Origin of the sequence: Streptomyces sp. NPDC015220, from assembly GCF_043079345.1 — a bacterium.
Taxonomy (GTDB): Bacteria; Actinomycetota; Actinomycetes; order Streptomycetales; family Streptomycetaceae; genus Streptomyces.
The window spans coordinates 111,854-136,996 of sequence record NZ_JBIBUK010000014.1 but is presented as its reverse complement, the minus strand read 5'-3'; the positions used below and the strand labels follow the sequence as shown (position 1 = coordinate 136,996).

At 74.5% G+C, this 25,143-nt stretch carries 29 protein-coding genes; 17 read left to right on the top strand and 12 right to left on the bottom strand.

The window, feature by feature from the left end; all coding sequences use genetic code 11:
• Positions 1 to 7 precede the first annotated feature (7 nt).
• From ACF061_RS25555 to ACF061_RS25545, 3 genes are all read left to right on the top strand, one after another.
• On the top strand, positions 8 to 478 hold the full coding sequence (locus ACF061_RS25555) for an ATP-binding protein (RefSeq protein WP_392269294.1): 471 nt from the start codon (positions 8 to 10) through the stop codon (positions 476 to 478).
• 290 nt (positions 479 to 768) lie between these two features.
• Positions 769 to 1,272 (top strand): DUF6624 domain-containing protein, encoded by a 504-nt coding sequence (locus ACF061_RS25550; RefSeq protein ID WP_392269293.1) that lies wholly within the window; start codon positions 769 to 771, stop codon positions 1,270 to 1,272.
• A 126-nt stretch (positions 1,273 to 1,398) separates the two neighbouring features.
• Complete coding sequence (locus ACF061_RS25545) at positions 1,399 to 1,656, top strand: hypothetical protein (protein WP_392269292.1); 258 nt, start codon at positions 1,399 to 1,401, stop codon at positions 1,654 to 1,656.
• A 141-nt stretch (positions 1,657 to 1,797) separates the two neighbouring features.
• On the opposite strand, the gene ACF061_RS25540 is transcribed toward ACF061_RS25545, so the two are convergent.
• From ACF061_RS25540 to ACF061_RS25520, 5 genes are all read right to left on the bottom strand, one after another.
• Entirely contained in the window at positions 1,798 to 2,826 is a 1,029-nt protein-coding gene (locus ACF061_RS25540) for an SDR family oxidoreductase (RefSeq protein WP_392269291.1), read from the bottom strand.
• A gap of 413 nt (positions 2,827 to 3,239) precedes the next feature.
• A complete protein-coding gene (locus ACF061_RS25535) occupies positions 3,240 to 4,205 on the bottom strand; it encodes an SDR family NAD(P)-dependent oxidoreductase (protein WP_392269290.1) in 966 nt (321 codons plus the stop codon).
• A 295-nt stretch (positions 4,206 to 4,500) separates the two neighbouring features.
• Entirely contained in the window at positions 4,501 to 5,802 is a 1,302-nt protein-coding gene (locus tag ACF061_RS25530) for an aromatic acid exporter family protein (protein WP_392269289.1), read from the bottom strand.
• 55 nt (positions 5,803 to 5,857) lie between these two features.
• Positions 5,858 to 6,514 carry an HAD family hydrolase gene (locus ACF061_RS25525; RefSeq protein ID WP_392269288.1) on the bottom strand — a complete coding sequence of 219 codons (657 nt, stop codon included), beginning with the start codon at positions 6,512 to 6,514 and terminating at the stop codon, positions 5,858 to 5,860.
• A gap of 44 nt (positions 6,515 to 6,558) precedes the next feature.
• Complete coding sequence (locus ACF061_RS25520; RefSeq protein WP_392269287.1) at positions 6,559 to 7,596, bottom strand: PHP domain-containing protein; 1,038 nt, start codon at positions 7,594 to 7,596, stop codon at positions 6,559 to 6,561.
• 159 nt (positions 7,597 to 7,755) lie between these two features.
• Here ACF061_RS25520 and ACF061_RS25515 point away from each other — a divergent pair, with 159 nt between their 5' ends.
• Both ACF061_RS25515 and ACF061_RS25510 read left to right on the top strand, forming a co-directional pair.
• Positions 7,756 to 8,568, top strand: coding sequence for an SDR family oxidoreductase (locus tag ACF061_RS25515; RefSeq protein ID WP_392269286.1), 813 nt, complete (start codon positions 7,756 to 7,758; stop codon positions 8,566 to 8,568).
• Between the two features lie 247 nt (positions 8,569 to 8,815).
• Positions 8,816 to 9,052: a hypothetical protein gene (locus ACF061_RS25510; protein WP_392269285.1), complete on the top strand. Its 237-nt coding sequence runs from the start codon at positions 8,816 to 8,818 to the stop codon at positions 9,050 to 9,052.
• 73 nt (positions 9,053 to 9,125) lie between these two features.
• Here ACF061_RS25510 and ACF061_RS25505 read toward each other — a convergent pair whose 3' ends face one another.
• On the bottom strand, positions 9,126 to 10,355 hold the full coding sequence (locus ACF061_RS25505) for a lectin (protein ID WP_392269284.1): 1,230 nt from the start codon (positions 10,353 to 10,355) through the stop codon (positions 9,126 to 9,128).
• Between the two features lie 142 nt (positions 10,356 to 10,497).
• Complete coding sequence (locus ACF061_RS25500; protein ID WP_392269283.1) at positions 10,498 to 11,169, bottom strand: VanZ family protein; 672 nt, start codon at positions 11,167 to 11,169, stop codon at positions 10,498 to 10,500.
• A gap of 261 nt (positions 11,170 to 11,430) precedes the next feature.
• Here ACF061_RS25500 and ACF061_RS25495 point away from each other — a divergent pair, with 261 nt between their 5' ends.
• The 6 genes from ACF061_RS25495 to ACF061_RS25470 are packed head-to-tail and all read left to right on the top strand — an operon-like array spanning position 11,431 to position 15,209.
• The gene (locus ACF061_RS25495; RefSeq protein ID WP_392269282.1) at positions 11,431 to 11,613 is read left to right on the top strand and encodes a hypothetical protein; all 183 of its coding nucleotides are present in this window, start codon (positions 11,431 to 11,433) and stop codon (positions 11,611 to 11,613) included.
• On the top strand, positions 11,610 to 12,065 hold the full coding sequence (locus tag ACF061_RS25490; RefSeq protein WP_392269281.1) for a monovalent cation/H+ antiporter complex subunit F: 456 nt from the start codon (positions 11,610 to 11,612) through the stop codon (positions 12,063 to 12,065). Before ACF061_RS25495 ends, ACF061_RS25490 begins: the two co-directional genes overlap by 4 nt.
• The gene (locus ACF061_RS25485) at positions 12,058 to 12,321 is read left to right on the top strand and encodes a Na(+)/H(+) antiporter subunit B (RefSeq protein ID WP_392269280.1); all 264 of its coding nucleotides are present in this window, start codon (positions 12,058 to 12,060) and stop codon (positions 12,319 to 12,321) included. Before ACF061_RS25490 ends, ACF061_RS25485 begins: the two co-directional genes overlap by 8 nt.
• Complete coding sequence (locus ACF061_RS25480) at positions 12,318 to 13,058, top strand: MnhB domain-containing protein (RefSeq protein ID WP_392269279.1); 741 nt, start codon at positions 12,318 to 12,320, stop codon at positions 13,056 to 13,058. Before ACF061_RS25485 ends, ACF061_RS25480 begins: the two co-directional genes overlap by 4 nt.
• Before the next feature lie 19 nt (positions 13,059 to 13,077).
• A complete protein-coding gene (locus ACF061_RS25475; protein ID WP_392269360.1) occupies positions 13,078 to 13,425 on the top strand; it encodes a sodium:proton antiporter in 348 nt (115 codons plus the stop codon).
• Positions 13,425 to 15,209 (top strand): complex I subunit 5 family protein, encoded by a 1,785-nt coding sequence (locus tag ACF061_RS25470; RefSeq protein WP_392269278.1) that lies wholly within the window; start codon positions 13,425 to 13,427, stop codon positions 15,207 to 15,209. Before ACF061_RS25475 ends, ACF061_RS25470 begins: the two co-directional genes overlap by 1 nt.
• Here the strand turns inward: ACF061_RS25470 and ACF061_RS25465 are convergent, their stop codons facing one another.
• The gene (locus tag ACF061_RS25465; protein WP_392269277.1) at positions 15,210 to 15,872 is read right to left on the bottom strand and encodes a DUF4230 domain-containing protein; all 663 of its coding nucleotides are present in this window, start codon (positions 15,870 to 15,872) and stop codon (positions 15,210 to 15,212) included.
• Positions 15,873 to 16,112: 240 nt separating this feature from the next.
• On the opposite strand from ACF061_RS25465, the gene ACF061_RS25460 reads away from it, so the two are divergent.
• On the top strand, positions 16,113 to 17,081 hold the full coding sequence (locus ACF061_RS25460) for a ribose-phosphate diphosphokinase (protein WP_392269276.1): 969 nt from the start codon (positions 16,113 to 16,115) through the stop codon (positions 17,079 to 17,081).
• Between the two features lie 21 nt (positions 17,082 to 17,102).
• On the opposite strand, the gene ACF061_RS25455 is transcribed toward ACF061_RS25460, so the two are convergent.
• Positions 17,103 to 17,483 carry an anti-sigma factor antagonist gene (locus tag ACF061_RS25455; RefSeq protein ID WP_392269275.1) on the bottom strand — a complete coding sequence of 127 codons (381 nt, stop codon included), beginning with the start codon at positions 17,481 to 17,483 and terminating at the stop codon, positions 17,103 to 17,105.
• Between the two features lie 347 nt (positions 17,484 to 17,830).
• Between ACF061_RS25455 and ACF061_RS25450 the strand changes: the two genes are divergently transcribed.
• The gene (locus tag ACF061_RS25450) at positions 17,831 to 18,223 is read left to right on the top strand and encodes a VOC family protein (protein WP_392269274.1); all 393 of its coding nucleotides are present in this window, start codon (positions 17,831 to 17,833) and stop codon (positions 18,221 to 18,223) included.
• A gap of 113 nt (positions 18,224 to 18,336) precedes the next feature.
• Here ACF061_RS25450 and ACF061_RS25445 read toward each other — a convergent pair whose 3' ends face one another.
• Both ACF061_RS25445 and ACF061_RS25440 read right to left on the bottom strand, forming a co-directional pair.
• The gene (locus ACF061_RS25445; RefSeq protein ID WP_392269273.1) at positions 18,337 to 18,633 is read right to left on the bottom strand and encodes a DUF4235 domain-containing protein; all 297 of its coding nucleotides are present in this window, start codon (positions 18,631 to 18,633) and stop codon (positions 18,337 to 18,339) included.
• Positions 18,634 to 18,681: 48 nt separating this feature from the next.
• Positions 18,682 to 19,716: a glutathione S-transferase family protein gene (locus tag ACF061_RS25440; RefSeq protein WP_392269272.1), complete on the bottom strand. Its 1,035-nt coding sequence runs from the start codon at positions 19,714 to 19,716 to the stop codon at positions 18,682 to 18,684.
• Positions 19,717 to 20,089: 373 nt separating this feature from the next.
• Here ACF061_RS25440 and ACF061_RS25435 point away from each other — a divergent pair, with 373 nt between their 5' ends.
• The 3 genes from ACF061_RS25435 to ACF061_RS25425 all read left to right on the top strand — a co-directional run bounded on the left by ACF061_RS25435 (position 20,090) and on the right by ACF061_RS25425 (position 23,256).
• Positions 20,090 to 21,007, top strand: coding sequence for a cation diffusion facilitator family transporter (locus ACF061_RS25435; protein WP_392269359.1), 918 nt, complete (start codon positions 20,090 to 20,092; stop codon positions 21,005 to 21,007).
• A gap of 824 nt (positions 21,008 to 21,831) precedes the next feature.
• Positions 21,832 to 23,043 carry a cytochrome P450 gene (locus ACF061_RS25430; protein ID WP_392269271.1) on the top strand — a complete coding sequence of 404 codons (1,212 nt, stop codon included), beginning with the start codon at positions 21,832 to 21,834 and terminating at the stop codon, positions 23,041 to 23,043.
• A 12-nt stretch (positions 23,044 to 23,055) separates the two neighbouring features.
• Positions 23,056 to 23,256, top strand: a complete 201-nt coding sequence (locus ACF061_RS25425; RefSeq protein ID WP_392269270.1) for a ferredoxin — start codon at positions 23,056 to 23,058, stop codon at positions 23,254 to 23,256.
• A 67-nt stretch (positions 23,257 to 23,323) separates the two neighbouring features.
• Here ACF061_RS25425 and ACF061_RS25420 read toward each other — a convergent pair whose 3' ends face one another.
• Positions 23,324 to 24,250, bottom strand: coding sequence for a sigma-70 family RNA polymerase sigma factor (locus ACF061_RS25420; protein WP_392269358.1), 927 nt, complete (start codon positions 24,248 to 24,250; stop codon positions 23,324 to 23,326).
• An 87-nt stretch (positions 24,251 to 24,337) separates the two neighbouring features.
• Here ACF061_RS25420 and ACF061_RS25415 point away from each other — a divergent pair, with 87 nt between their 5' ends.
• Entirely contained in the window at positions 24,338 to 25,018 is a 681-nt protein-coding gene (locus tag ACF061_RS25415) for an FMN-dependent NADH-azoreductase (protein ID WP_392269357.1), read from the top strand.
• Positions 25,019 to 25,143 lie beyond the last annotated feature (125 nt).

Genomic DNA, 25,143 nt, shown 5'->3' with positions numbered 1-25,143 from the left:
AGGCCCGGTGACGGCGTCCCGGGCCCGGCGCCGCGAGCCGTCGCAGGCGGTGGCGGACGCCGGCGAGCAGCCTCGTCCCTTCCGCTCCACGGTGCCCGCCGATCCCGCCTGGGCGTCGGTCGTACGGCGCCTGGTGACCCGGCACCTCGTGGGTCTGCGACTGCCGGCCGACACCTGCGACAGCGCGGTGCTGGCGACGGACGAACTCTTCTCCAACGCGGTCGAGCACGGTACGACGGGCCCGTGCGACTCCGTCACCCTCACCATCGAACGGTGCGCCCGCGTACTGCGCGTGACGGTCGCCGACCGCTCACCCGCGCTGCCGCACCGGCGCGCGGCCGACGCGGCCGCCGAGTCGGGACGCGGTCTGGCCATCGTGGCCGCACTGGCGGACGACTGGGGAATGGCCCCGCCCGAACCGGGCGCCCCGGGCAAGAAGGTGTGGTTCACGCTGCGGCTGCGGGGAGCGTCGCCGTGAGCGACCGGGCCGAGTGCCCCGGTACGGCGACCGGTCCCGATCGTACGGTCGGATCGGGTCCGGACGACGAGGTCAGGCCGGGTCCGGACGACGCACCGCGGCCCGGGTCGCACGACGGGGGCCCGCTCGGGGCGTACGAGGGGTTCCGGCCGGGCCCGGAGTGCGCCGCGCGGACGGCGAGGAGTACGACGGGGCGGACGGGAACCGGGCCGCAGGCACCACCGGCGGCCACCCCGCCGCCGCGGGCGCACGCGGCGGACGAGCCGCCACCGGGGTCTGCGGAGTCCGCCGTGCCGGCGGCGCTCGTCGCGGCGCTGGCGGACGAACTGCTGCGCCGGGCCGGCGAGGACCGGCGGTTGACGAGCGAGACGGGCACCGCGCCCACGCCGGACCGCCGGCGCCGGGTCGCCCGGTGCCGGCGCGAGAACGCGGAGGCGCTCCGGACGATCGTGCGCCGGTACGGCTGGCCGGATTCCGCTCTCGTGGGCACGGCGGCGTCGACGGCGGCGCTGATGATCCTGCTGCACGCCCCGGAGCCGGCCTTCCGGCTGCGGTGCCGGGACCTGATCGCGCGGGCCACGGCCGACGGCCGCTGTCCCGCTGTGCACCTCGCCTACATCGCCGACCACTGCGCGGTGGAACTGGGCCAGCCGCAGTTCTACGGCACGCGGATCGACCCCGCGACGCTGCGCCCGTACCCGGTCCGCCGGCCGCGGACCCTCGACGAGCGCCGGCAGGACGTCGGCCTCGGCCCGCTGGCGGAGCAGATGCGCGCCCTGCGCCTGCCCGGCTGACGGCCTGCCCGCCCCGCCCGGGTGAACGGCACCCGCGCCGGGGGGTGCCCGCGCGCCGCCGGGCGGGTTTCGCAGGTCACCGCGGAGGTACTCGCGCGTCGGCCCACGACGCGAAGGGAGTACCCCGTGACCGACCACCGCAGCGAAGCACCCGGCGAGAACGGCAGGCCCGTCCCTCGGGACATGCCGGACCAGCAGGCCCACGGGGGCGAGGACCCCTGGGAGGCCGCCGACCGGTCCGCCGGTACCGGGAGCCCCCGGTCCGGGCCCGCCGCGGACAAGGTGCCCGACACCGACGAGGCGGGCACGGACCGGCGGGGCGCCCCGCAGCCGGACGCGGCGCGACCCGAGGAACAGCCCGAACCGGAAGAGCCGCCCGGCTGACCGCGCCCGGCTCCACCCAGGGTTCGCGGACCGGGCTCCGCCCCGGGTTCGGCCGGGCTCCGACCCGGGACCCCCGGGTCGGAGCCCGGCCGAACCCGTCTCCCGGGCCCGCGGCCCTCCGCCGCGGGCCCGGGAGACGGCTCAGCCGACCTTGCGGCCCCGCAGGGGCTCGGTGTCCGCGCCCTCACCGTGCTGAAGCCCGCGCAGGAACTCCTTCAGGACCTCGGTCGCCGTGTACTCCGGTCGCCAGCCCAGTTCGGTGTGGGCCCGGGTGCAGTCCAGCAGGGGGAGGCGGAGCACCGCGTCGAAGAGGTGGGGCGAGGCGGGCAGCAGCCGCAGTCCCCATGCGGCGGCGATCGCCGAGCGGGCGGCGGTGCGCGGCAGGCGCACCGGCCGGGCGCCCATCATCTCGCTCAGCACCTTGGCGTCCAGCGGCGGGTCGGCGGCCAGGTTGAACGCGCCCCGCACCTCGTGCCGCAGCGCGAGTCGGTAGGCGCGGGCGCCGTCGTCGGTGTGCAGGGCCTGGACCCGCAGGCCCGGGATGTCCGGCAGGAACGGCAGCAGTTCCGGCCGCGCCAGCGGGCCCGGCAGGAACCGGCCGCCGAAGATGCGCCGCTGCTCGCTCGCCGACTCCGCCTTGAACAGGAACCCCGGGCGCATCCGCACCACCCTGATGTCGGGGTGGTCGCGTTCGAAGGTGTCCAGCGCCCGTTCCAGGTACGCCTTCTCCCGGGTGTACGCGGCGTCCGGCCAGCCGTGGGTCGGCCAGGACTCGTCCACGGCGTGGTCCTTGGGTCCCGGAGAGTACGCGCCGACCGAGGACGCGTGCACGAGTACCGGCACCCGGGCGGCGGCCACCGCCTCGAAGACCCGGATGCTGCCGAGGACGTTGGTGCGCCAGGTCGTCGCCGGGTCGTGCGTCGGCTGGAACGCCCAGGCGAGATGGATCACGGCGTCCGCGCCCTCGAACTCCCCGGCCAGACCGGCCTGCTCGGAGGACACGTCGACCGCCGCCCACTCCGTCTTGGGCGGCGACCACCCCGGGATCCGGCGGGCCAGCCCCCGGATCGAGGCGACCTCCGGATCCTCGGAGAGGAGACGGACGACGCTGGTACCGACATTGCCGGTGGCGCCCGTGACGACGACCCTGCTGCCCGACGCGCTGCTCACCTTCGGCTCCTCTCGGCGGGGCTGACGACGCGGACCCGAGTACCCGGGTCCCGCCGGTCAACCCGGCACCGCGGCGGACGCCGACGGCCCGGCCGGCACACGCGGGGCCGTCCTCGGGTTCTCGTCAGCCCCGAGGCCTTCCGACCGTCCCGCGCCGCCCGGCACGCTCCCCGGGCCTTTCGGAAGAGGGCCCGTACTCGCCGTACCGGGCGAAAGCCCGGGCACGTCCGGTACGGGGACCTGCGCCCGGCATTCCCTCGGCCCCGGCCGGGTGGAATGCCTCCGAGCACGCGCCGCGCGCCGCGGCGCCGCCCTTCGGCGACGACGGGAATGCGACGAGCCGGGAATGCGACGAGACGGGAATGCGACGAGACGGGAATGCGACGAGACGGGTATCCGGCGGCAGGCCCTGGCTAGGCCGCGAACGCGTCCACGCCCGTCAGCCGCGCCGAGAGTTCCCACAGGCGGGCCGCCTGGCCGGGGTCGGTGGCCCAGGGCTTGACGCCACTGCCCACCTCGCCCTCCCCGGCGGGCTCGGCGACGTCGCAGTCCTCCAGGTAGACGCCGCCCATGCCCGCGAGCCGCGGGGAGGTCGCCGCCCAGACCTGGGTGGCGGCGCCCTGCTGAGGGGTCTTGAACTGCTCCGGCGCCAGCACGGTGCCCTGCTCGTCGATCCAGCCGCGCTCCACCATCTCCTCCTTGGTCAGATGGCGCTGGAGCGGGGTGAGGATGCCGCCCGGATGGAGGGAGAAGGCCCGGACGCCGCGGTCGCGGGCGAGGGCGTCGAGCTGCACGGCGAACAGGACGTTCGCGGTCTTGGCCTGGCCGTAGGCCTCCCACTTGTCGTAGCCCCGCCGCCAGTGCGGGTCGTCCCAGCGGACGGCGGAGGCGTGGTGACCGCGGGAGGAGACCGAGACGACCCGGGCGCCGCCGGGCTCGATCGCCGGCCACAGCCGGTTGACCAGGGCGAAGTGCCCGAGGTGGTTCGTCGCGAACTGGGCTTCCCAGCCGGGTCCGACCCGGGTCAGCGGGCAGGCCATGATCCCGGCGTTGCCGATGAGGATGTCGACGGTGCGGCCGGAGGCCAGGAACCTCTCGGCGAAGGCGCGGACGCTGTCCAGGTCGCCGAGGTCCAGCTCGTCGACCTCCGCGCGGTCCGTGCCGGCCAGCGCCTCCCGCGCGGCGTCGGGGCGGCGGGCCGGGACGACCACGTGGGCGCCCGCCCCGGTCAGCGCGCGCGTGGTCTCCAGGCCCAGGCCCGAGTAGCCGCCGGTGACGATCGCGAGCTTCCCGGCGAGGTCGACGCCGCGCAGGACGTCGTCGGCGGTGGTCCGCGCGCCGAATCCCGAACCGATCTTGTGCTGTGGCGTAGTGGTCATGCCCGGCACGCTACGGATTGGAGCGCTCTCGAAGTCAAGCGCGGCGCCCGCACGGCACACGCGGACGAAGGAAAGCCCCGACCGGACGGGGGAATCACGGTCGGGGCGGTCCGGATGTGGGCGCGCATGGCGGTCGCCTCTCGGCGAGACGCTCCACAGGGCTTCAGCCGGACGATCGTCCCCGTGGGCGATAGGTGAGGCCCGGGGACACTGTCCCATCCGCACCCACGGCTGGTTCAACGGGGAACGGCCGTCCGGTGTTCCGGCCGCCGTGCGGGTTCCGCGGTGATCCGTGTCACTCGGGGGTGGCGCCCCGGGCCGCGCCCTGCGGTTCGAGACCGCGTGCGGCGCGCGGCACGGCCTCCGCCCACAGGCTCTCGGCCTGCAGGAGCAGTGATCCGAGGACCGTCGTCGGCGCCGGCTCCCGGGCCGCGTGCTCGCGCAGTCCGTCCTGCAGCCGGTGGTGCAGCTCCCGTCGCGTCGCCTCGCCCCGCTCGTCCGGCTGCCCGTCCGGCCCTTCGTCCGGGCGCTCGCCGAGCAGCCGGCCGCTCTCCGTGCGGCACCCCTCCGCGATCAGTTCCAGCAGGTGGGCGTAGGTCTCGAGCACCGCCGCGTCCGGCGGCACGGGCGCCCGGTCCTCGTCGGCGGCGATGGCGAGCGTCCGGGTGAGCGCCCGCACGTGCCCGGTGACCCGGCTCCAGCGTTCGTCCTCCGAGTCGGGCGGCAGGTGCGACGGGGCCCGGCCCAGGGCCCGCAGCGGGCCGCTCGTCAGCCGCAGGCTCTCCCGGCTCCAGCGGCGGGCCGAGTGCAGCGTCTCCAGGCGGTGCTCCAGCCGGGCGGAGCGGCGGGACCAGTCGGCCGTGGAACGGGCGTCCCAGTCCCCGCTGCGCAGCTCGGCGGCGATGGCGTACAGCACGTCGCCGGTCTCCCGCGCGACCGCGGCCAGGTTCTCCCGCACGTCCCGCAGGTGGATCGGCGGACAGACGAACGCGTTCACGGCGAGCCCGATCACCGCGCCCAGCGCCGTCTGGCCCAGCCGGTGCCCGACGGAGGCCGCCGAGACGCTGCCCGCGGCGAGGGTGAACACCGCCGTGGTGGCGCCGTAGATGCCCTGGTCGCCGAAGCGGGACCAGTTCGCCAGCAGCATGAGCACCGGCAGACAGAGGGCGAGCGCGCCCAGGGTGTCGCCGGTCACCGCCTGCGCGGCCGAGGCGAGCAGCGTCCCGGCGCAGATCGCCGTGGACTGCTGGGCGGCCCGTCGCAGCGAGCTGTACACCGTGGCCTGCACCATGACCAGGGCCACCCAGGGGGCCATCAGGGCCATCGGATCGCCCAGCCAGTCCTTCGCCACCAGCCAGGCCAGCAGCGCCGCCGCGGCGGCCTTCATCGACTGCACCAGCAGATCGCGCTCCCGGCCGGGCCCGCGCCACACCGCCCGGGCGGCCCGTCCCACCCGGCGCGCCTCGTCGCGCACGGCGCGCAGCGGCCGGGCCGACAGCGCGGCCAGGGCGTGCGCCCGGCGCCGGGGAGGCGGGTGGCCCGCCGTTCGCGGGTCGGCCGGGGAGGTCGGTCCTGAACTGTCCGGTACGTGCGTCATCGCGTGCGGGTATCCGCCGATCGCGGGGTCTCATACAGGGGGAACATCACATTCCTCAGGCCAGCGCGCTGTCCGGCAGGGACGCCAGCAGGTCGGCCGGGCCCTCGTAGACCGCGTCCGCACCCGCCTGCTCCAGGTCGGCGCGCGGGATGCCGCCGCTCAGCACGGCCAGGCAGCGCACCCCGGCCCGGCTGCCGGCCCGCATGTCCCAGACGGTGTCGCCCACGAACACCGCCCGCTCGGCCGGCACCCCGGCCAGTTCCAGGGCACGCTCGACCGGCTCGGGCGCGGGCTTGCCCTCCGCCACGTCGTCGGCGCTGGCGGTGGCGGTGATCGCGTCGTCCGCGTCGATCGCGCGGCGCAGCGCGCCCAGCTCCGGGCCGCTGGCGGAGGTGGCCAGCACCACCTTCCAGCCGTTCTCGTGCAGGCGCCGCAGCAGCCGCCCGGCGTCCTCGAGCGCGGGCAGCCGGTCGAAGTACTGGGCGTAGAGCGTGGTGTGGGCGGCGCTCAGGTCGGCGTCCTGGTCCTGGTCGCGGTCCTCGCCGAGCAGATGGGCGATCAGGTCGGTGGAGCCCAGCCCCACGGACCGGTGGATGGCGCGCATGGGCACCCGGTGGCCCGCCTGCCGGAAGGCCTCCCACCAGGTGGTGACGTGCAGGTGGTTGGTGTCGACCAGCGTTCCGTCGACGTCGAACACGGCGGCACGGTCCATTCGGGGTCCTCCCAGTTCTTGTCGGTGCACCTCCGGGTACCACGTCAGACGCCAGCCACTCGGGACGGCGTCCGGCGCTCGCGCGCCCAGTCCAGCAGCTCCTCGCGGGACCACGTGGTCACCACGCGCCCGGGCGGTACGCCGCACTCCTCGGCCCGCGCGCAGCCGTACGCCTGCCAGTCCAGTTGGCCCGGCGCGTGGGCGTCGGTGTCGACGGAGAACAGCACCCCCGCGTCGACCGCGCGGCGCAGCAGCCGGCGCGGCGGGTCCAGTCGCTCCGGGCGGCTGTTGATCTCCAGGGCCGTCCCGGTCCCGGCGCACGCCTCGAACACCGCGTCCGCGTCGAACTCCGACTCCGGCCGCCCCCGCCCCGTCACCAGCCGTCCGGTGCAGTGCCCGAGCACGTCGGAGTGCGGATCGCGGACGGCGGCCACCATGCGGCGGGTCATCGCACGGGCGTCCATCCGCAGTTTGGAGTGGACCGACACCACGACGACGTCCAGCCGTTCGAGCAGTTCCGGCTCCTGGTCGAGGGAGCCGTCGTCGAGGATGTCGCACTCGATGCCGGTCAGCAGCCGGAACGGCGCCCAGGTCTCGTTCAGCTCCGCCACCACCTCCAGTTGCTCGCGCAGCCGCTCGGGGGACAGTCCGCGGGCGACCGTCAGCCGGGGCGAGTGGTCGGTGAGCACCGCCCACTCGTGTCCGAGGGCCGCCGCGGCCCGGCCCATCCCGGCGATCGGGCTGCCGCCGTCGGACCAGTCGGAGTGCAGGTGGCAGTCCCCGCGCAGCCGGGACAGCAGCTCCTCGCCGCCGTGGGCGAGAGGCTGTCGTGCCTCGCCCTCGAGCCCGCGCAGATAGTCGGGCACCTGTCCGGCCAGCGCTTCCCGGACCACCTGGGCGGTCTTCGGGCCGACGCCCTTGAGCGACTCCAGCGTCCCGGCCGAGGCGCGCTCCGCCGTCTCGTCGGCGGGCAGTGCGCTCAGCACCCCGGACGCCGTGCGGAAGGCGCGCACGCGGTACGTGGGCGCCCGGGACCGCTCCAGCAGGAAGGCGATCCGGTCCAGTGCCTCGACGGGGTCCATCGCCACCTCCACCCCCGGGGTTCCCCGATGGCACCGGAGCGCACCACGGGGCGGCTCGACGCCCCTGCCGGTTTGCCCAGGTACGCGCCCGGGTACCCGCGCCTCTCCGCCGGCCGTCCGCCGGCCGTCCGAGATCCCGCACCGCAGGAGGACCGTGTCATGTCCGTCCCTTCGCCGGCCGCCACCAGGGTGGCCGTGATCACCGGCGCCGACTCCGGCATCGGACGCGCCACCGCCGTCCGTCTGGCCGAGGCGGGACTGGACATCGGGATCACCTGGCACAGCGACGAGAAGGGCGCCGACGAGACCGCCGAGGAGGTCCGTGCCAAGGGGCGCCGGGCCGCGGTCACCCGGATGGACCTCACCCGGCTGCCCGCCGCGGCCGACGCCCTGGACGAGTTGGCCGGCGAACTGGGCGGCCGGATCGACGTACTGGTCAACAACGCCGGCACCGGCACCGCCACACCCTTCCTCGACCTCGGTCTGGAGGACGTGCGCCGGGTCCTGGACGTGGACCTGGTCGGGCCGTTCCTCTGTGGGCAGAAGGCGGCCCGGCGGATGATCGCGCAGGGCGACGGCGGCCGGATCGTGAACGTCACCTCGGTGCACGAGCACCAGCCGCGGGTGGGCGCCGCCCCGTACTGCGCGGCCAAGGGCGGCCTCGGTCTGCTGACCCAGGTGATGGCCCTGGAGCTGGCCGAGCACGGCATCACCGTGAACGCGGTGGCGCCCGGCGAGATCGCCACGCCCATGACCGGCCAGGAGGACACGGACGTGCACACCGAGCACCGCCCCGGCGTGCCGCTGGGCCGGCCCGGCGACGCCCGGGAGGTCGCCGCCGTGATCGCCTTCCTGGCGGGCCCCGACGCCTCCTACGTCACCGGGGCGTCGTGGGCCGTGGACGGCGGGATGCTGCGGATGGGGCCCATGGCCGGCTCCCACCTGACCGGCGACGACTGGCGGCGGCCCTGAGGAGCCCGGCGCGCGGGGGACCCGGTGCCGCGGCAGGCGGCGTCCGCCCGACGCGGAGCGGCCGTCCGGCGCGTGCCCCGGAGGTCCCGGCCGCGGACCGGGGGAGCGCCGGCCGGAAGCCTCGTACCGGACGTACGCGGCGTCCGGCCGGCACGGCGGGTGGGGCCCCGCCCGAAGGGCCCCGGCGCGGCGTGCCGGGCGTCGTGACGGGGCGAGCGTCGCCGGTCGCGGCACTAGGCTTGATGACATGACCGAGAGCGCGAGCCCCTACATCTCCCGGCCGCGGATCCTGGTGCTCGGGGTGCAGCCGGGCACGCCGCCGTTCCGCATCGTGGAGATCGACGGCGAGGTGGTCGGCGAGGCCAGGACCGTCACCGACGTCCTCCAGGCCGCCGCCGCGTTCGGCATCCGGGTCCACGACCTGGACGATCCGGACGTGGTCCGCTGGGTGGGCGGCGACAAGTTCACCTGGACCCACCACTGAGGGCCCAGGTGGCCCGGACCCGTCGCCGGACGCCCGGGTCGCCCGGCCCCGCCTCCTGAGGCTTTCGTCCCGCTCAGCCCACCGTCCACTTCTGGTTGGCGCCGCCCGTGCAGGTCCATATCTGCAGACGGGTGCCGTTGGCGGAGTTGTTGCCGGTGACGTCCAGGCACTTGTTCGCCTGCGGGTTGACGATGTCGTGCGCCGCGGAGACGGCCCACTTCTGGTTGGGGCCGCCGGTGCAGTCCCACAGTTGGACGGTGGCCCCGTCCGCGGTGCCGTTGCCCGTGACGTCGAGGCACTTGCCGAGCGCGCGGAGCGTGCCGTCGGAGCCGACCGTCCACTGCTGGGCGCCGGTGCCGTTGCAGTCGTAGAGCTGGACCGGGGTGCCGTTGGCGGGGTTGGCGCCGGCCACGTCCACGCACTTGCCGGCCAGCCCCCGGATCGCGGTGGCGGCGGGGGTGGAGCCGGTGGTGACCGAGACCGAGTCGACGACCAGTTGCTGCGGGAAGGCGGTCGAGCCGTCCGGGTCGCCCGGCCAGTAGCCGCCCACCGCCAGGTTCAGGATCAGGAAGAACGGCTTGTTGTCGAACACCCATGTCTTCCCGCCGAGGTCGGCGGGCGTGCGGCGCTCGTAGACGGTGCCGTCCACCGACCAGGTGATCGAGCCGGGCGCCCAGTCGACGGCGAAGGTGTGGAAGGCGTCCGCGAACGCCTGCCCGTTCGGGAGCGTGTAGGCGGCGCCGATGCCGCCCGAGCCGGAGTAGCCGGGGCCGTGGATGGTGCCGTGCACGGTGGAGGGCTCGAAGCCGACGTTCTCCATGACGTCGATCTCGCCCGAGTCCGGCCAGTTGACCGGTGCGCCGAGCATCCAGAAGGCCGGCCACATGCCCTGCCCGCGCGGGATCTTCATCCGCGCCTCGACGTGTCCGTACTGGGCGGTGAACTTCCCGGAGGTGTTCAGCCGGGCCGAGGTGTACTGGCAGGTTCCGTACCAGCACTGGTAGTTGGCCGGGTTCTCGCGCCGGGCGGTGATGACCAGGTGCCCCTGGCCGTCCAGGGCGGCGTTGCGGGTGCCCGGAGTGTAGTACTGCCGCTCGTGGTTGTTGACGTTGTCGCCGGTCTCCGTCTGCCACTTGGCGGAGTCGACGGCCGCGCCGGCCGGTCCGTCGAAGGTGTCGGAGAACGTCGCGACGGCGGCGGACGCCGGGGTGTCCGCGTGGGCGGGGCCGATCGCCGCCGAGCCGACGAGCACGGCGGACAGGGCGGCGAGCAGGCATCTGCGGAGCAGGCGTGGGGAGGCCACGGCTCTCCCTTCCGTACGGCGGCCCGGAACGCGGGCACGCCGGACTGTCGTGGGGGGTGGGGCGGGTGAGTGTCGCCTCTTGATTCAAGGCATGAATTAAGGCGGCGTCAATACAGTGGGCCGGACCGGTTCCCACCCGCGCTCAGTGCTGCCGGCGCGCGTGCACGGCCCGTCCCATGCGCCGGCCCAGGAGCAGGTAACCCACCAGCGCCCCGGCCGTGTTGAGGATGACGTCATCGACGTCGAAGGCCCGCCCGGTGATCAGCGCGCCCTGCGCGAACTCCACCAGCAGCATCACGGTCGCGGTCAGCAGCAGCACCCGCAGCAGTCCCCGCGCCCGGGGCGCGACCACCGGCACCAGCACCCCGAACGGCACCCCGAGCAGCAGGTTCCCGCCGATCTGCTTGACCGCGTCACGCAGCTCCGGCTGGTCCAGATATTCCCGCAGCGAGCGGCCCGGACGCAGATTGGTGTGCGCCAGCGACGCCGACGCGGGCGACGGCTCCAGCGTCAGCCGGGCCAGCACGACCGCGAACGCCACCATGAAGACGAAGGCGCACACCATCGCCAGCAGCCGCAGCGGCCAGGGCGCCGGCCGGCGCTCCCCGCCGTCCGGCCGCCCGCCCCCGGCGGGCGCCCCGGCCCGGCGGACCTTGCCCGTGCGACCCCCGTACACACCGCCCCGGCGGAACACTCCGCCCTCGCCGGGGGCGCCGCCCCGGCGGAGAACACCGCCGAGGCGGAAACCGCCGCCGGGACGGAAGCGGCGGCGGGGGCGCGCGGCATCACGCGGACGGAGCGCCAAGCGGGCCATTCGGTCCTCCAGTCGTCAACAACCCTGGCTGTCAAGCCGGTTACCCGCGAACGGTCCCGCGATGCCGCCGCCCGCCCGTCCGCCGGCGGCCCCGGCACGGCGGAGCCGGCCGGTTTCCGTTGCTGCTGACGGGGCATCCGGGTCCCGGACCCGCGCGCCGCCGACCGCCCCGCAACCGGGACGGTGTTTGGATGCCGGGAGGCGCCGTACGGCACGTACGGCACGCATCGACGAAGACGACCGAGCCCGCGGAGGTGGCGTGTGAAGGCGCGTACGGCCCTCCTCGCCACGGGCGAGGTGCTGGCCTGGTGGGCCGCGCTCGTCGTGCTGTGGCTGATGCTGATCAGCACCGTCTACACCCTGGAGTGGGTGGTCGGCGCGGGCGCCGCGGGCGTGGGCGCGCTGATCGCGCGGGCCGGCCGGCGGGCGGTGGCACGCCGGTGAACGGCTGGATCCTCGCGGCGACGGTCGTGCTGGCCGTGGGTCTCGCCACGACCCTGTGGGGCGTCGCCACCGGGCCGCTCGGCCGCCGCGTCGTCGCCCAGAACCTGTCCACCGCCGTGGTCTGCCCCGGTCTGCTGCTGCTCGCCCAGGGCTACGGCCGCACCGCCTACGTCGACCTCGCGCTGCTCCTGGCCCTGCTGGGCCCGGTCGGCACCCTGGTCTTCGCCCGGCTGCTCGCCGACGAACTCGCCGAGGACCCGCCGCGGGCCTGGGGACCGACCTGGGCGACCGCGGCCGTCGGCGCGGTGGTCGTCGTGGTGCTGTGCGCGGTCGCCGGACCCGGCCGGGCCATGGTGAAGCTCCTGATCGTCGGGGCGCTGGTGGTCGGCGGGAACCTCATCGCCTCCCGGGCACTGGCCGGCGGCTTCGCGGGGGTGCGCGACCGTGGCTGACGCGGTGATCGTCCTGGCCCTGCTGTTCGTCGCCGGCTGTGCGACCGCCGCCGTCGTCAACCGTGACCCCACCCGCCAGGCCCTGGTCCTGGCCGTCCTCGGCACCGCGCTCGCGGTGCTCTTCACCGTCCTGCAGGCCCCCGACGTCGGACTGTCGCAGCTCGCCGTGGGCTCGGTGCTGACCCCGCTGCTGATCATGCTCTCGGTGCGCAAGGTCCGGCGGCGCTCCGCCGAGGGCAAGGACGGCGAGGAGTGACGCCGCGCGGCAGGCTGTGGCTGGTGCTCCTGGGCGGCGGGGGCCTCGCCGCGCTGCTCGTCGCCGCCTGTCTGCGGCTGCCCGGCTTCGGCGGCCCGCGGCACCCCTACGGCGACCGTGCCGTGCGCGCGGCCCTCGCCCGGCACACCGCCAACACCATCGCCTCCGTCAACTTCGACCAGCGCGCCTTCGACACGATGGGCGAGATGTCGATCCTCTTCGCGGCCGTCCTCGGCTGCGTCGTGCTGCTGCGGCAGGCCCGCGACGAACACCGCGGCCGGCCGCGGCCCGGCGAGGTGGCCGCGCCCGTCCGCCGCTACGCCCTGGCCGTCCTGCCCGTCGCCCTGGTCACCGGCCTGTACGTGATCGCGCACGGGCAGCTCAGCCCCGGCGGCGGCTTCCAGGGCGGCGTGGTCGCCGCCTCCGCCCTGCACCTGATGTACCTGGGCGCCGACTACGCCGCCCTGGAACGCGTCCGCCCGGTGGAGGCGTACGAGATCGGCGACGCGCTGTCGGCCTCCGCCTACCTCGTGCTGGGCTTCGCCGGCGTCCTGGCCGGCACCGCGTTCCTCGCCAACACGCTGCTGCCGTACGGGACGTTCAACACGCTCTCCTCCGGCGGCACCGTCCCGCTGCTGAACGCGGCCATCGGCATGGAGGTCGCCTGCGCGGTCGTCGTGCTGCTCGCCCGCTTCCTGGACCAGGCCGTCGAGATCGAGGAGGGGAACGGGGAGTGAGAGCACCGTGAGCGCCGTCATGCACGTCCTTCCGTACCTGATCGCCGCGTATGTGTTCCTGATCGGCTGCTACGGCCTGGCCACCAGCCGGAACCTGATCCACGCCGTGGGCTGCCTGGCCGTGTGCCAGTGCGCGACCTACGTCCTGCTGCTGGCCGTCGGCTACCGGGACGGCGGCACCGCGCCCGTCTTCTCCGACATCCGGCCCGGTTCGCGGCCCGTGGTGGACCCGGTCGTCCAGGCGCTCACCCTCACCGACATCGTCGTCGGAGCGACGGTGACCGCGCTGCTGCTGGCGCTGACCGTGCAGATCTCCAAGCGGCACGGCACGGTCGACCCCGACGAACTGAGGGAGCTGCGCGGCTGATGCACCGTCTGCTGCCGCTGCTGCCCGCCGTTCCGCTGCTGGGCGCCGCGCTGCTCGTCGCCGGCGGCCGCTTCCTGCCCCGCTTCGTCGCCGAGACCGTCGCCTGTCTGGCCTCCGCGACCACGGCCGCGCTGGCGGTCCGGCTGCTGTCCGACTCCTCGCCGGCACTCGTCGAATGGGTCGGCGGCTGGTTCCCGCGGAGCGGCGAGAGCGTCGGCATCGTGCTGATCGGGGACGGGGCGAGCCTCGGCATGGCGGCGCTGGTCTCGGTGCTGACGCTGGCCGCGCTGGCGTACTCCTGGCACTACTTCGACGAGCCGCCGCGCGGCCACGCCGGTTCCTTCCCCGCGCTGCTACTGCTCTTCCAGGGCGGCATGTGCGGCTTCGCGATCGCCGGGGACCTGTTCAACGCCTTCGTGTTCTTCGAACTGATGAGCGTGGTCGCCTACGCCCTGACCGGGTACCGCATCGACGAGGCCAGGGCCGTCCAGGGCGGCCTGTCCTTCGGAGTCGTCAACTCGCTCGGCGCCTACTTCATGCTGATGGGGATCGCCCTGCTGTACGCCCGCACCGGCGAACTGGCCATGGCGAAGATCGGCCACGGCCTGGACGCGGCCGCCGGGCACCACGGACCCGACGCGCTCGCCCTCGCCGGCTTCGTGCTGTTCCTGACCGGCCTGCTGGTGAAGGCCGCCGCCGTGCCCTTCCAGTTCTGGCTGCCCGACGCGCACGCGGTCGCGCCCACACCGGTGTGCATGCTGCTGTCCGGGGTCATGGTGGAGCTCGGCGTCTTCGGCGTCTGGCGGGTGTACGGGCTGGTCTTCTCCGGGCCGGGCGGCATCCCGGCGGCGGACGCGTCCCGGGCCCTGGTGGTGCTCGGCGTGCTGACCGGCGCGGTCGGCTCGGTCATGTGCTGGTACCAGCGGCACATCAAACGCCTGCTCGCCTTCTCCACCATCGCCCACACCGGACTGTTCCTCGTCGGCATCGGCGTGCTGAAGGCCGAGGCCGACGAGGGGACCGCGCTGTACGTCCTCGGCCACGCCGGTGTGAAGGCCGCCCTGTTCGCCTGCGCCGGCATCCTGCTCGACCGCTACGGCAGCGTCGACGAGTTCTTCCTGCACGGCCGCGCTAGGCGACTGCGCGGTGTCGGCGTCATGTTCGCCGTCGGCGCGCTCGCCCTGGCCGGGCTGCCGCCCTTCGGGACCGGCCTGGGCAAGGCCGTCAGCGAGGAGGCCGTGGGGGGCCCGCTCACCGTGCTGTACGTCGCCGCCTCCGCGCTCACCGGAGCGGCGGTGCTCCGGGTCGCCGCCCGCGTCTTCCTCGGCCTCGGCCCGCGGCCCCGGGAACGGGACGGCGGGGAACGCGACGAGGACAAGACCTCCGGCTCCGAGGAGGAGGAACCGGAGACCCGGCAGCGGCTGGACGAGGTGCCGGGCACCATGCGGACGGTCCCGGCGGTACTGCTCGCCGCGGCGCTCGCCGTGGGCGCGGTGCCCGGCTTCGCCCAGGCGGTGGGGCGGGCGGTGGACGAGGCCGGGACCTGGGGAGTGTTCACCTCCGTTCACTGGACCGTGACCGGGGTGCTGCTGGACCTGTTGTCGAGCGTGCTGGCGGTGGCGTTGGCCGGTGTGGCCGTCGCCCGCCCCCAGCTTTTGGCCGCGCCCGGCTGGGCGCTGTCGCTCCGGCGGCTGCAGTCGGGCCACGTCGGCGACTACGTGGCCTGGCTGCTGGTGGGCGCCACGCTCCTCGGGGCGCTGGCCCTGCCGGGCGTCACGGGCTGATCAGCTCCCGTACGTGACGCGCACCTGCGTGAAGCCGAGGGACTTGAGCAGCCCCTGGAGCATGCGCGTGGTGTTGGTCTCGGCCCGCGCGGTCAGCCCGCTGCCCCGGGCCGCCTCGCCGATGTGCTTCACGGCGAGCCGCTGCACGGCCTGCTCGCTGTTGGGATTGTCCGAGAACAGGTCCCCGAGCCGGTCCAGCAGCCCGCGCTGCTTGGAGACGGCGTAGGAGTGGTCCGTGTCCAGGGCCGGGCCGCCCAGCCGCGCGTGCGGCAGCCGCAGCGTGGCCGACGTGCGGTCGCCGTCGACCGTCACGTCCTCGTCGCCGACCTGCCCGAGGTCGACGTAGGCGTCCACGGTGCCGGCCCCGACGTACAGGGTGCGGGTGCCGCGGATCGCGTCCGGCAGGTACTTGGCGTCCTTCTCCAGGTCCACCACGACCTGGAAGCTGCCGGAGGCGGCGTCGTACCGGCTCATGTCCTGGACGGCCCTCAGGAGCGCGGGGCCCGAGCGGTCGTGCGACTCGGTGCCGAACAGGTCCTTGATCCCCGGCAGCACGGCCAGCCGGATCCCGGCGAACAGCACCGCGAGCACCAGCACCAGCGCGCCCACCGCCTTCGCCCACCCGGGCACGCGCCGGGGCGGTCGTTCGATGGAAGTCGTCATGCGACGCTCCTCCTTCCTCCTCCAGCGGATGCCCGCCGAATCCTCTGTCAGGCAGTCGAGTTGGGGGAGCGGCGGCAGGGCGGGCCCGGCGCCGTCCGGCGGGGGAGCGCCGGGCGGAGGGGCGGGGCGCGGGGCCGCGTGGCGCATGAGCGGCGACGGGCGGGCGCGGTCAGTAGCATGAGCCCGGCAGTCCGAATGTGCACGAATGATCACCAACCATGATCATGCGAGGAGCGGATCGTGCGAGACATCGCGGTGTTCAGCGGCAGTGCCCATCCCGAGCTGGCCGCGGAGGTCTGCGCCCATCTGGGGGTACCGCTCAGCCCGACCCGGGTCAGCAGGTTCGCCAACGACTGTCTCGAGGTGCAGTTGCGTGCCAACTGCCGGGAGCGGGACGTCTTCCTGGTCCAGCCACTGGTCAGACCGGTGCAGGAGCACCTGGTGGAGCTGCTGCTGATGTGCGACGCGGCCCGCGGCGCCTCCGCCGGGCGCATCACGGTCGTCATGCCGCACTACTCCTACGCCCGCTCGGACAAGAAGGACGCCCCGCGCATCTCGCTCGGCGGCCGGCTGGTGGCCGACCTGCTGGTCGCGGCCGGCGCGGGCCGGGTCCTCGCCATGACGCTGCACGCCCCGCAGGTGCACGGCTTCTTCTCGGTGCCCGTCGACCACCTGCACGCGCTGCGCGAGCTGGCCGCGCACTTCGCGCGGTACGACCTGTCCCGCACCACCGTGGTCTCGCCGGACCTGGGCAACGCCAAGGAGGCCGCCGCGTTCGCCCGGCTGATCGGCGCTCAGGTCGCGGCCGGCGCCAAGCAGCGCTACGCGGACGACCGGGTGAGCATCGGCTCGGTCATCGGGGACGTGGCCGGGCGGGACGTGATCGTGCTGGACGACGAGATCGCCAAGGGCAGCACGGTCCTGGAACTGCTGGAGCGGCTGCGCGAGTCGGGAGCGCGGTCCATCCGCGTCGCCTGCACGCACGGCCTGTTCGCGGCGGGGGCGCTCAAGCGGCTCACCGACCAGCCGGACGTGCTGGAGATCGTGTGCACCAACACCGTGCCGGTGCCGGTGGAGGACAGCGAGGAGCACCGGCGGTACGGGGACAAGCTGCGGGTCCTGTCCATCGCCCCGGCGCTCGCCGAGGCCGTGCGCCGCATTCACAACGGGGAGTCCGTCAGCGCGCTGTTCGACGCGCCGCGCGGCTGACCCGCCGCCGGGCGGGCGTGGTCAGAACGGGCCGGACGTGGCCTCGGGCCGGTCCAGGGCCGCCTCCAGGGTCGGACGCGGCGGCAGCAGGCGGGCCAGACCGGTGACCCTCATCACGCGCAGGGTCAGCGGGTGCGCGCACACCAGGCGCAGTTCCCCGCCCCGCCCCAGGACCCGGCTCCGGGCCCGGTAGAGCAGCCGCAGTCCGGAGCAGTCGAAGAAGTCCACTCCGCTCAGGTCGATCACCACCCGGGCCTCGGGCCGGTCCGTGACCCGGTCCAGGTGCGGGGTGATCTGCGCCGCCGCGGCGATGTCGATCTCGCCGTGGAACTCCAGCACGGTGTGGCCGTGTTCACGGCGCACGTGCAGGTGCCGGGTGAGCAGCGCGGATTCGTTCGCCACGACGACATCGCCTCCAACCGGCCTCACGTAGCGACGGGGTTCGCGGATCAGGTGGCGCAACCGCCCTCCCCGCTCTGCAAGTTACCCTCGATGGAGTGAATTCCAGCATGTTCGGTTGACATATGTCATCGAATTGCGGCCGAGTTGGGCCGGGCCGCCGGACTCTTTGGCCGAGTTCCGTCCATCGGACCGGTACGCCCGGGCCGGAACGGGACTCCCGGGGCGGGCGGAAACGAGCCGAGGACAGGGGCGGGAGCCGGCCGCCGACTGATTCGGCGGGGTGGGGATATCCGTGAGGGAAGGGCGGCAGGACACCCGGTACCGCCGCCGGGACCTTCGGAGGGGACATGTCACAGGTGACCGCGGGCGTCGTGGTGCTCGACTGCGCCGAGCCCGAGAAACTCGCCGTTTTCTACAAGGAGTTGCTCGGGGCCGAGGAGACGGAAGCGAGCGCCAACCTGGTGGAGGTAAAGGCCGCTGACGGACTGCGGCTGGCCTTCCGGCGCGACGCCAACGCCACCCCGCCGAGCTGGCCGCGCCCCGAGAACTCCCTCCAGGTCCACCTGGACTTCCTGGTGGAGGACCTGGACGCGGTGGAGCGCCGGGTCGTGGAACTCGGTGGCCGCCCGCTGGAGGCCAAGGACGGCCCCGGCCCGTACGAGGAGCGGGGCTGCTCCGACCCGTCCGGCCACACGTTCACCCTCCGCCGGGTCCGGCAGAAGGCCCCGAAGCAGGGCTGAGCGCGGCTGGAGTCGGCGGCGCCCCGGAGCGGCACCCGTCACCGGGCCCGGGCCGGGGCGGACCGAGCCCCGGGGCGGGGCTCAGGCCGGGCGTGCTCAGTCCCGGGGCGTGCTCAGTCCCGGCCGCCCTTGTCCTGCGCGGGCCACACCCCGGTCGTGCGCTGGATGGCCGTGGCGCCCGCGCGGTCCACGGCGCTGCGCACCACGGCGAAGATGGCGCCCTGGACCGCCGCGGCCAGCAGTATCTCGCCCCAACGACGGTCCGCGTCGAGCGCGTCGGGTGCGTCGTCCTCATGCCGGATGGCCTTCCAGGTGGCGCGGAACGCCTTCCCGGCCAGCGCACCGCCCGCCCAGCCCAGCACGAATCCGACGGGCTGGTAGGCGAGCGGGAGCTTCTTCTTCTTGGCCACTTGTGTCTCCTTGCTTCGGGTACGTGGGTCGGCGGTGCGGACCGAGAGTCAGGGCCGCCCCGGCCTGCCCCGCGGCGGGATCTCCTCACCGTGCGGCACCGGCCCCGGCGGTGTTCCCTCGCCGAAGGGCCGGCCGCCGAGTTCCGCGCGGTGATGCGGCGTCAGCCAGCCGGACAGCTCGGGCCCGAGGGGCACGATGCCGGTCGGGTTGATGCCCGTGTGCACCTGGTAGTAGTGCCGCTTGATGTGGTCGAAGTCGACCGTGTCGCCGAACCCGGGCGTCTGGTACAGATCGCGGGCGTACGCCCACAGCACCGGGTTCTCCGCCAGCTTCCAGCGGTTGCACTTGAAGTGTCCGTGATACACCGGGTCGAAACGGACCAGAGTGGTGAACAGCCGGATGTCCGCCTCGGTGATCGTGTCGCCGACGAGGTAGCGCCGCCGGGCCAGGCGGTCCGTCAGCAGTTCCAGCCGCCGGAACACGGCCGTGCACGCGGCCTCGTACTCCTCCTGGTTCGTCGCGAAGCCCGCCCGGTACACACCGTTGTTGACGTCCTCGTACACCTGGGCCATCACCGTGTCGATCTCGTCGCGCAGCGCCCGCGGGTACAGATCCGGAGCCCCGGGCCGGTGCAGTGCGCTCCACTCGGTGGCGAGGTCGAGGGTGATCTGCTGGTAGTCGTTGGTGACGAGCGCGCCACTCGGCACGTCCACGATCGCGGGCACGCTGACCCCGCCGGGATAGCCGGTCTCCCGCCGGTCGTAGGCCTCGCTCAGCAAGTGGATCCCGAGGACCGGATCGCGACCGTCGGCGTCGAGCGTGAAGCGCCAGCTCCGGTCGTCCTGGATCGGGTCGACGACGGCCAGCGAGAGGGCGTCCTCCAGGCCGAGCAGCCTTCGGGAGACCAGCGCGCGGCTCGCCCACGGGCAGGCCCTGCTGGCCACCAGCCGGTAACGCCCGGCCGCCACCGGCCAGCCGTCCCGGCCGTCGGCGGTGATCCGGTCGGCGAAATGGCTCCTGGACCGCTTGAAGGCCTTGTGTCCGTAGGCGCTGTTGCCGTCGCCCCCGGCGTCGTCGCTCATGGCGCGTCCTCCTGCCGTACGGGTGTGTGTCCTGGTGGACACGTTCCCCGAAATCAGCCGACGGCACGGTGTGAGCGCCACGGACCCGGGGCAGTCGGCGAACGTGAGCGGGACACCCAGACATGAGCCGACGGAACACTCGGCGGACAGGACGAAGGAGCAGCGACGGGTGCGGGGGAGGGAGGGCGGTCCGGAGCGGGGCAGGGCGCGCGAACCCGGACGGGGGAGCGGCCGGGGCACGGGCTCCGACGGCGGGCCGGGACAGGAGAGCGGCCGAGGCGCGGACTCCGACGGCGGGTCCGAACGGGAGAGCGGTCAGGGCGCGGAACCGGACAGCGGGCCGTCCTCCGACAGCAAGACCCGGGTCACCGTTCTGGTGGCGCTCGCGGCGAACCTGGTCATCGCCGTCGCCAAGGCCGTCGGCGGGGTCGTCGCGCACTCGCCGGCGCTGCTGTCGGAGGCCGCGCACTCCGTCGCCGACAGCTTCAACGAGATCTTCCTGCTGGCCGCGCTGCACCGCAGCCGCCGCCCCGCCGACCGGCGGCACCCCTTCGGTTACGGCAAGGAGCGGTTCTTCTGGTCGCTGCTGGCGGCCGTCGGCATCTTCGTCATGGGCGGCTGCTTCTCCGTCTTCCAGGGCGTCGAGGCCCTGCGCAGCGGTGAGAACGAGGACTTCCTCGGCTACGTGGTGGGCCTGATCGTGCTCGGCGTCGCCCTCCTGGCCGAAGGCGCCTCCCTGCTGCGGGCGCTCCAGCAGGTGCGCAAGCAGGGCGGCGGCCTGAGCGCTCTGCGCGACCCGGCGCTGCGCACGGTCGTCGCCGAGGACGGCACGGCGGTGCTCGGCGTCACCCTGGCCATGCTCGGCATGGCACTGCACATGATCACCGGGCAGGTGGTGTGGGAGGCGTCCGCCTCGCTCGCGATCGGCGCGCTGCTCGTCTACGTCGCCTACCGGCTGGGCCGCGACGCGCGCGACCAGTTGATCGGTGAGGCGGCGGACCCCGAACTCAGCGCCCGGATCGGCAATCTGCTGCGGGCCCAGCCGGAGATCGACAGCGTCGAGGCGCTGTTCACCATGAAGATGGGCCTCGACTCGATGCTGGTGGCGGCCCGGATCGACCTGGCCCCCGGTCTGGACAGCGAGCGGGTCGAGGAGGTCTCGGTGCGCATCAAGCGCTCGATCGCCCACACCGTTCCCGAGGCCGACCAGATCTTCCTCGACGTCACCGACCGTCCGGCGGAGGAGGCACGGCAGAGCCCCGCCGCGACGGGGGAGCGCGGCGGGGCCTGACGGACGGATGCCCGGGCCGGGGGCACTTCATGCCCCCGGCCCGGCCCCTTTCCCGGCAACCGGCCCTCGTCGCGAAGTCGGCCGGCACCCCGCGAAGGCGGTCGGCCGGCACCGCAGCGACGAGCTACGGCGACGTGGTCATGGCGAGCGCCTGGTGCACGGCCGGCCGGCGCTCCGCGACGAACCTCGGCGGTGTGGCCATGGCGAACGGCTGAGGACCGGGCGTCCGGCACCGCCGCGACGAACGCCGGCGAGGCGGTCATGGCGAGCGGCTGACGAACGGCCGGCCGGGACCGCCACGACGATGAGCCGGACGATGGACGACACCCCGACGGCGGCCGGCACACCCGCGCCGACGTCGCCGGGCACGTCACAGCCCCGGCCGCCCGGCCGCCCGGCGCCCCCGGGCGGGCGGCCACCGGGCACGAGGGGCTCCGTCCCACCCGCGGGGGTACCGTGGTGCTTGGCGCGATCCGGCGGGTGGCCACGCCCACCGGACGACCGCATCGGGACAGGACCACCGCGCCCCTCGGTCCGGCACGGCCGGTCGGCTCGACCGCGGCGGCCCGGAGGGTCCTCCGTCGGGATCGGGCCGGATCACGCACCGCACAGCGCGAGCCGGCGTGATCCGAATGAGAAGCCGAGGGCCTGGCCGGATCCGGCGGGTCCGGACCCGTGACGGCGACCGGACGACGAAGCGGAAGAGGCGCTTGTCGGCCAGATACCCGGGATCGTCCATCTGGCCGAACTTCGCGTCGCCACTTAGATGCCTGGGGCATCTAATGATGATCGGCAAGACGCACCCTTCGTCTGCGAGGTCTTCCATGCCGGACCCGACCACCCCCCAGTCGTCCGAAGCCGTCGCGTTCCCCCAGAGCCGCACCTGTCCCTATCACCCGCCCGCCGGCTACGACCCCCTGCGCGCCGCACGGCCGCTGGCGCGTGTCACCCTCTACGACGGCCGTGCGGCCTGGCTCGTGACCGGGCACGCCGCCGCCCGCGACCTGCTGGCCGACCCGCGCCTGTCCAGCGACCGGACCCGCGACGGCTTCCCCGCCGTCACCCCGCGCGTGGCGGCGTTCCGCGACCGCAAGACCGCGCTCCTGGGCGTCGACGACCCCGATCACCGCACCCAGCGGCGCAAGATGATCCCCAGCTTCACCGTCAAGCGCGCCACCGCGCTGCGCCCGCGGATCCAGCAGATCGTCGACGAACTGCTGGACGCGATGGTCGCCCAGGGGCCGCCCGCGGAGCTGGTGAGCGCCTTCGCGCTGCCGGTGCCCTCCATGGTGATCTGTGAGCTGCTCGGCGTCCCCTACGCCGACCACGAGTTCTTCGAGGAGCAGTCACGGCGGCTGCTGCGCGGCCCGACCGTCGCCGACACGATGGCCGCGCGGGACCTGCTGGAGGAGTACCTGGGCGACCTGATCGACCGCAAGCGGAAGGAACCCGGGGACGGGCTGCTGGACGAACTGGTCCGGCAGCGCACGGCCGGCGACGAACCGGACCGCGCCGAGCTGGTCGCGCTGGCGGTCATCCTGCTCGTCGCCGGCCACGAGACGACCGCCAACATGATCTCGCTGGGAACCTTCACGCTGCTCCAGCACCCCGACCGGCTGGCGGAGCTGCGCGGGGATCCCGCGCTGCTGCCCCAGGCGGTCGAGGAACTGATGCGGCTGCTGTCCATCGCGGACGGGCTGGTGCGGCAGGCGACCGAGGACATCGAGGTGGCGGGGACGACGATCCGGGCCGGCGACGGGGTGCTCTTCGCGACCTCCGTCATCAACCGGGACCAGGACGTCTACGCGGCGCCGGACTCCCTCGACCTGCACCGTCCGACGCGCCACCACGTCGCCTTCGGCTTCGGCACCCACCAGTGCCTGGGCCAGAACCTCGCCCGCACCGAGCTGGAGATCGCCCTGGGCGCCCTCATCCGGCGGCTGCCCGGCCTCCGGCTGGCCGCCCCGCCGGAGGAGATCCCCTTCAAGCCCGGCGACACGATCCAGGGGATGCTGGAACTCCCCGTGAGCTGGTAAGAGGCTGTCGCCATGCGTATCGACATCGACAAGGACAAATGCATCGGCGCCGGCCAGTGCGCCCTGGCCGCACCGGCCGTGTTCACCCAGGACGACGACGGCTTCAGCACCCTGCTGCCCGGCCGGGAGGACGGCGCCGACGACCCGATGGCCCGGGAGGCCGCCCGGGCCTGCCCCGTCGGCGCGATCACGGTGACCGACCCGCCCGGGTGAGCGCGCGGCACGGCCGCGGGGCCCGGCCGCGGGGCCCGGCGCCGGGGCTCCGTGCCCCGGCCCGCGGTCACTCGTCCGGGGCGCCTCCCGCACCGGCCCTCGTGCTGGTTCCCGCGGCTGCCGGGGCGTCGAGCACGGCCAGCGGCAGTTCACGCGGCAGCGCGGCGGCGGTGATCACGTCGTAGGCCGCGATCCGGCCGTCCCGGACGGTGATGTCCAGGACGAACAGGAGTCGGCCGCGTGGCGCGACCACCGCGCCGACGCGGCCGCCGACCAGGGCGACGGCGGCGGACCGGGCGCGGTCCCGCAGGGCCACCGTGCCCCTGGCCACCGCCCGCGCTCCCCGCAGTTCCGCGGGCACCCCCGCGGGCAGGGCGGCGGGGTCGGCCCGGCGCACGACGTCCGGGGCGAGCACGTCCAGCAGTGCCGTCAGGTCGCCGCCCCGCGCGGCGGCCAGGAACGCCTCGACCACCGAGCGGTGCCGTTCCAGCTCGGCTCCGGACACCGAGGGCGCGCCGCGCACCTTGCCCCTGGCCCGGCTGGCGAGCTTCTTCGCGGCCGGCTGCGAACGGTCCACGACGGCGGCGATCCGGTCGAAGGGAACCGCGAACAGGTCGTGCAGCACGAACGCGACCCGCTCCGGCGGACTGAGCGTGCCGAGGACGACCAGCAGGGCCACGCCCACCGAGTCGGCGAGCAGCGCCTCCTCCTCGGGCCCGCCCGCGCCCGCCGCTTCCGGCGCGTGGTGTCCGTAGGGCTCCTCCCGCCGTGCCGTTCGCGAGCGCAGCATGTCCAGGCAGACCCGGGAGACCACCGTGGTCAGCCAGCCCGAGAGGTTGTCGATGCCGTCCGCGCCGGTGCGGCCGAGCCGCAGCCAGGTCTCCTGCACGGCGTCCTCCGCCTCGCTGAGCGAGCCCAGCATCCGGTACGCGACCGCCCGCAGATGCCCGCGCCGCCGCTCGAACCGCCGGGCCAGTTCCTCGTCGCCCGTCATCAGGCCCATGGGTCACCTTTCCGTGTCGTGCTTCGTCACCCCGCTGACGTGTCCGACACGACCGAGGTGACCTCTCCGATGATCGAGATGCTGCTGCACATCGACTCCAGCGCCGACGCGACCGCCGACTCGGTGAGCCGCCGGCTGACCGCCCGCTTCGCCGGCGCCTGGCGCGAACGGCACGGCGCGGCCCGGTACCGCCACCGTGACCTGGCCACCGCCCCGGTGCCACCGCTGACCCCGGCCTACACCGCCCTCGGCCGCCGGGTGGAGCGCGAGGGTTTCGTGCCCCCGGCCAAGGTGCCCGCGCTGATCGACGGCCCGGCCGAACAGCGGGAGTGGGACCTGACCCTGCCCCTCGTCGACGAGCTGCGCTGCGCGCGCACGGTGCTGCTCGGCGTTCCGATGTACAACTTCTCCGTGCCCGCGTCCCTGAAGGCGTGGATCGACCGGGTGACCTTCCCCGGCGCGTTCACCGACCCGGACACGGGGGAGAGTCTGCTGCGCGGGACCCGGGTGGTGGCGGTCATGGCCCGCGGGGGCGGTTACGGCCCCGGCACCCCGCGCGAGGCATTCGACTTCCAGACGCCGTACCTGAGGGCCTACTTCGGCAACCTCGGCGTCGCCCCCGACCACCTCCACCTGGTCGCCGCCGAACTGACCCGCGTCGACGTCCTGCCCCGGCTGGCCGGCCTGGAGCACCTGGCGGCGGCCTCCCTGGCCGCGGCCGAGGAGAGGATGACGGAGCTGGCCCGGCCCGCCGCCTGAGCCTCCCGCCACACCGGACCGGCCGCGGACCGGGGACGGTCCCGAGGGCGCGGCCGGGCTCCGGCCCGCGGGCGGCGCCGGGCCCGCTCGGGACGCTCCCGGACGGCAGGCGGCCGGGACCCGGG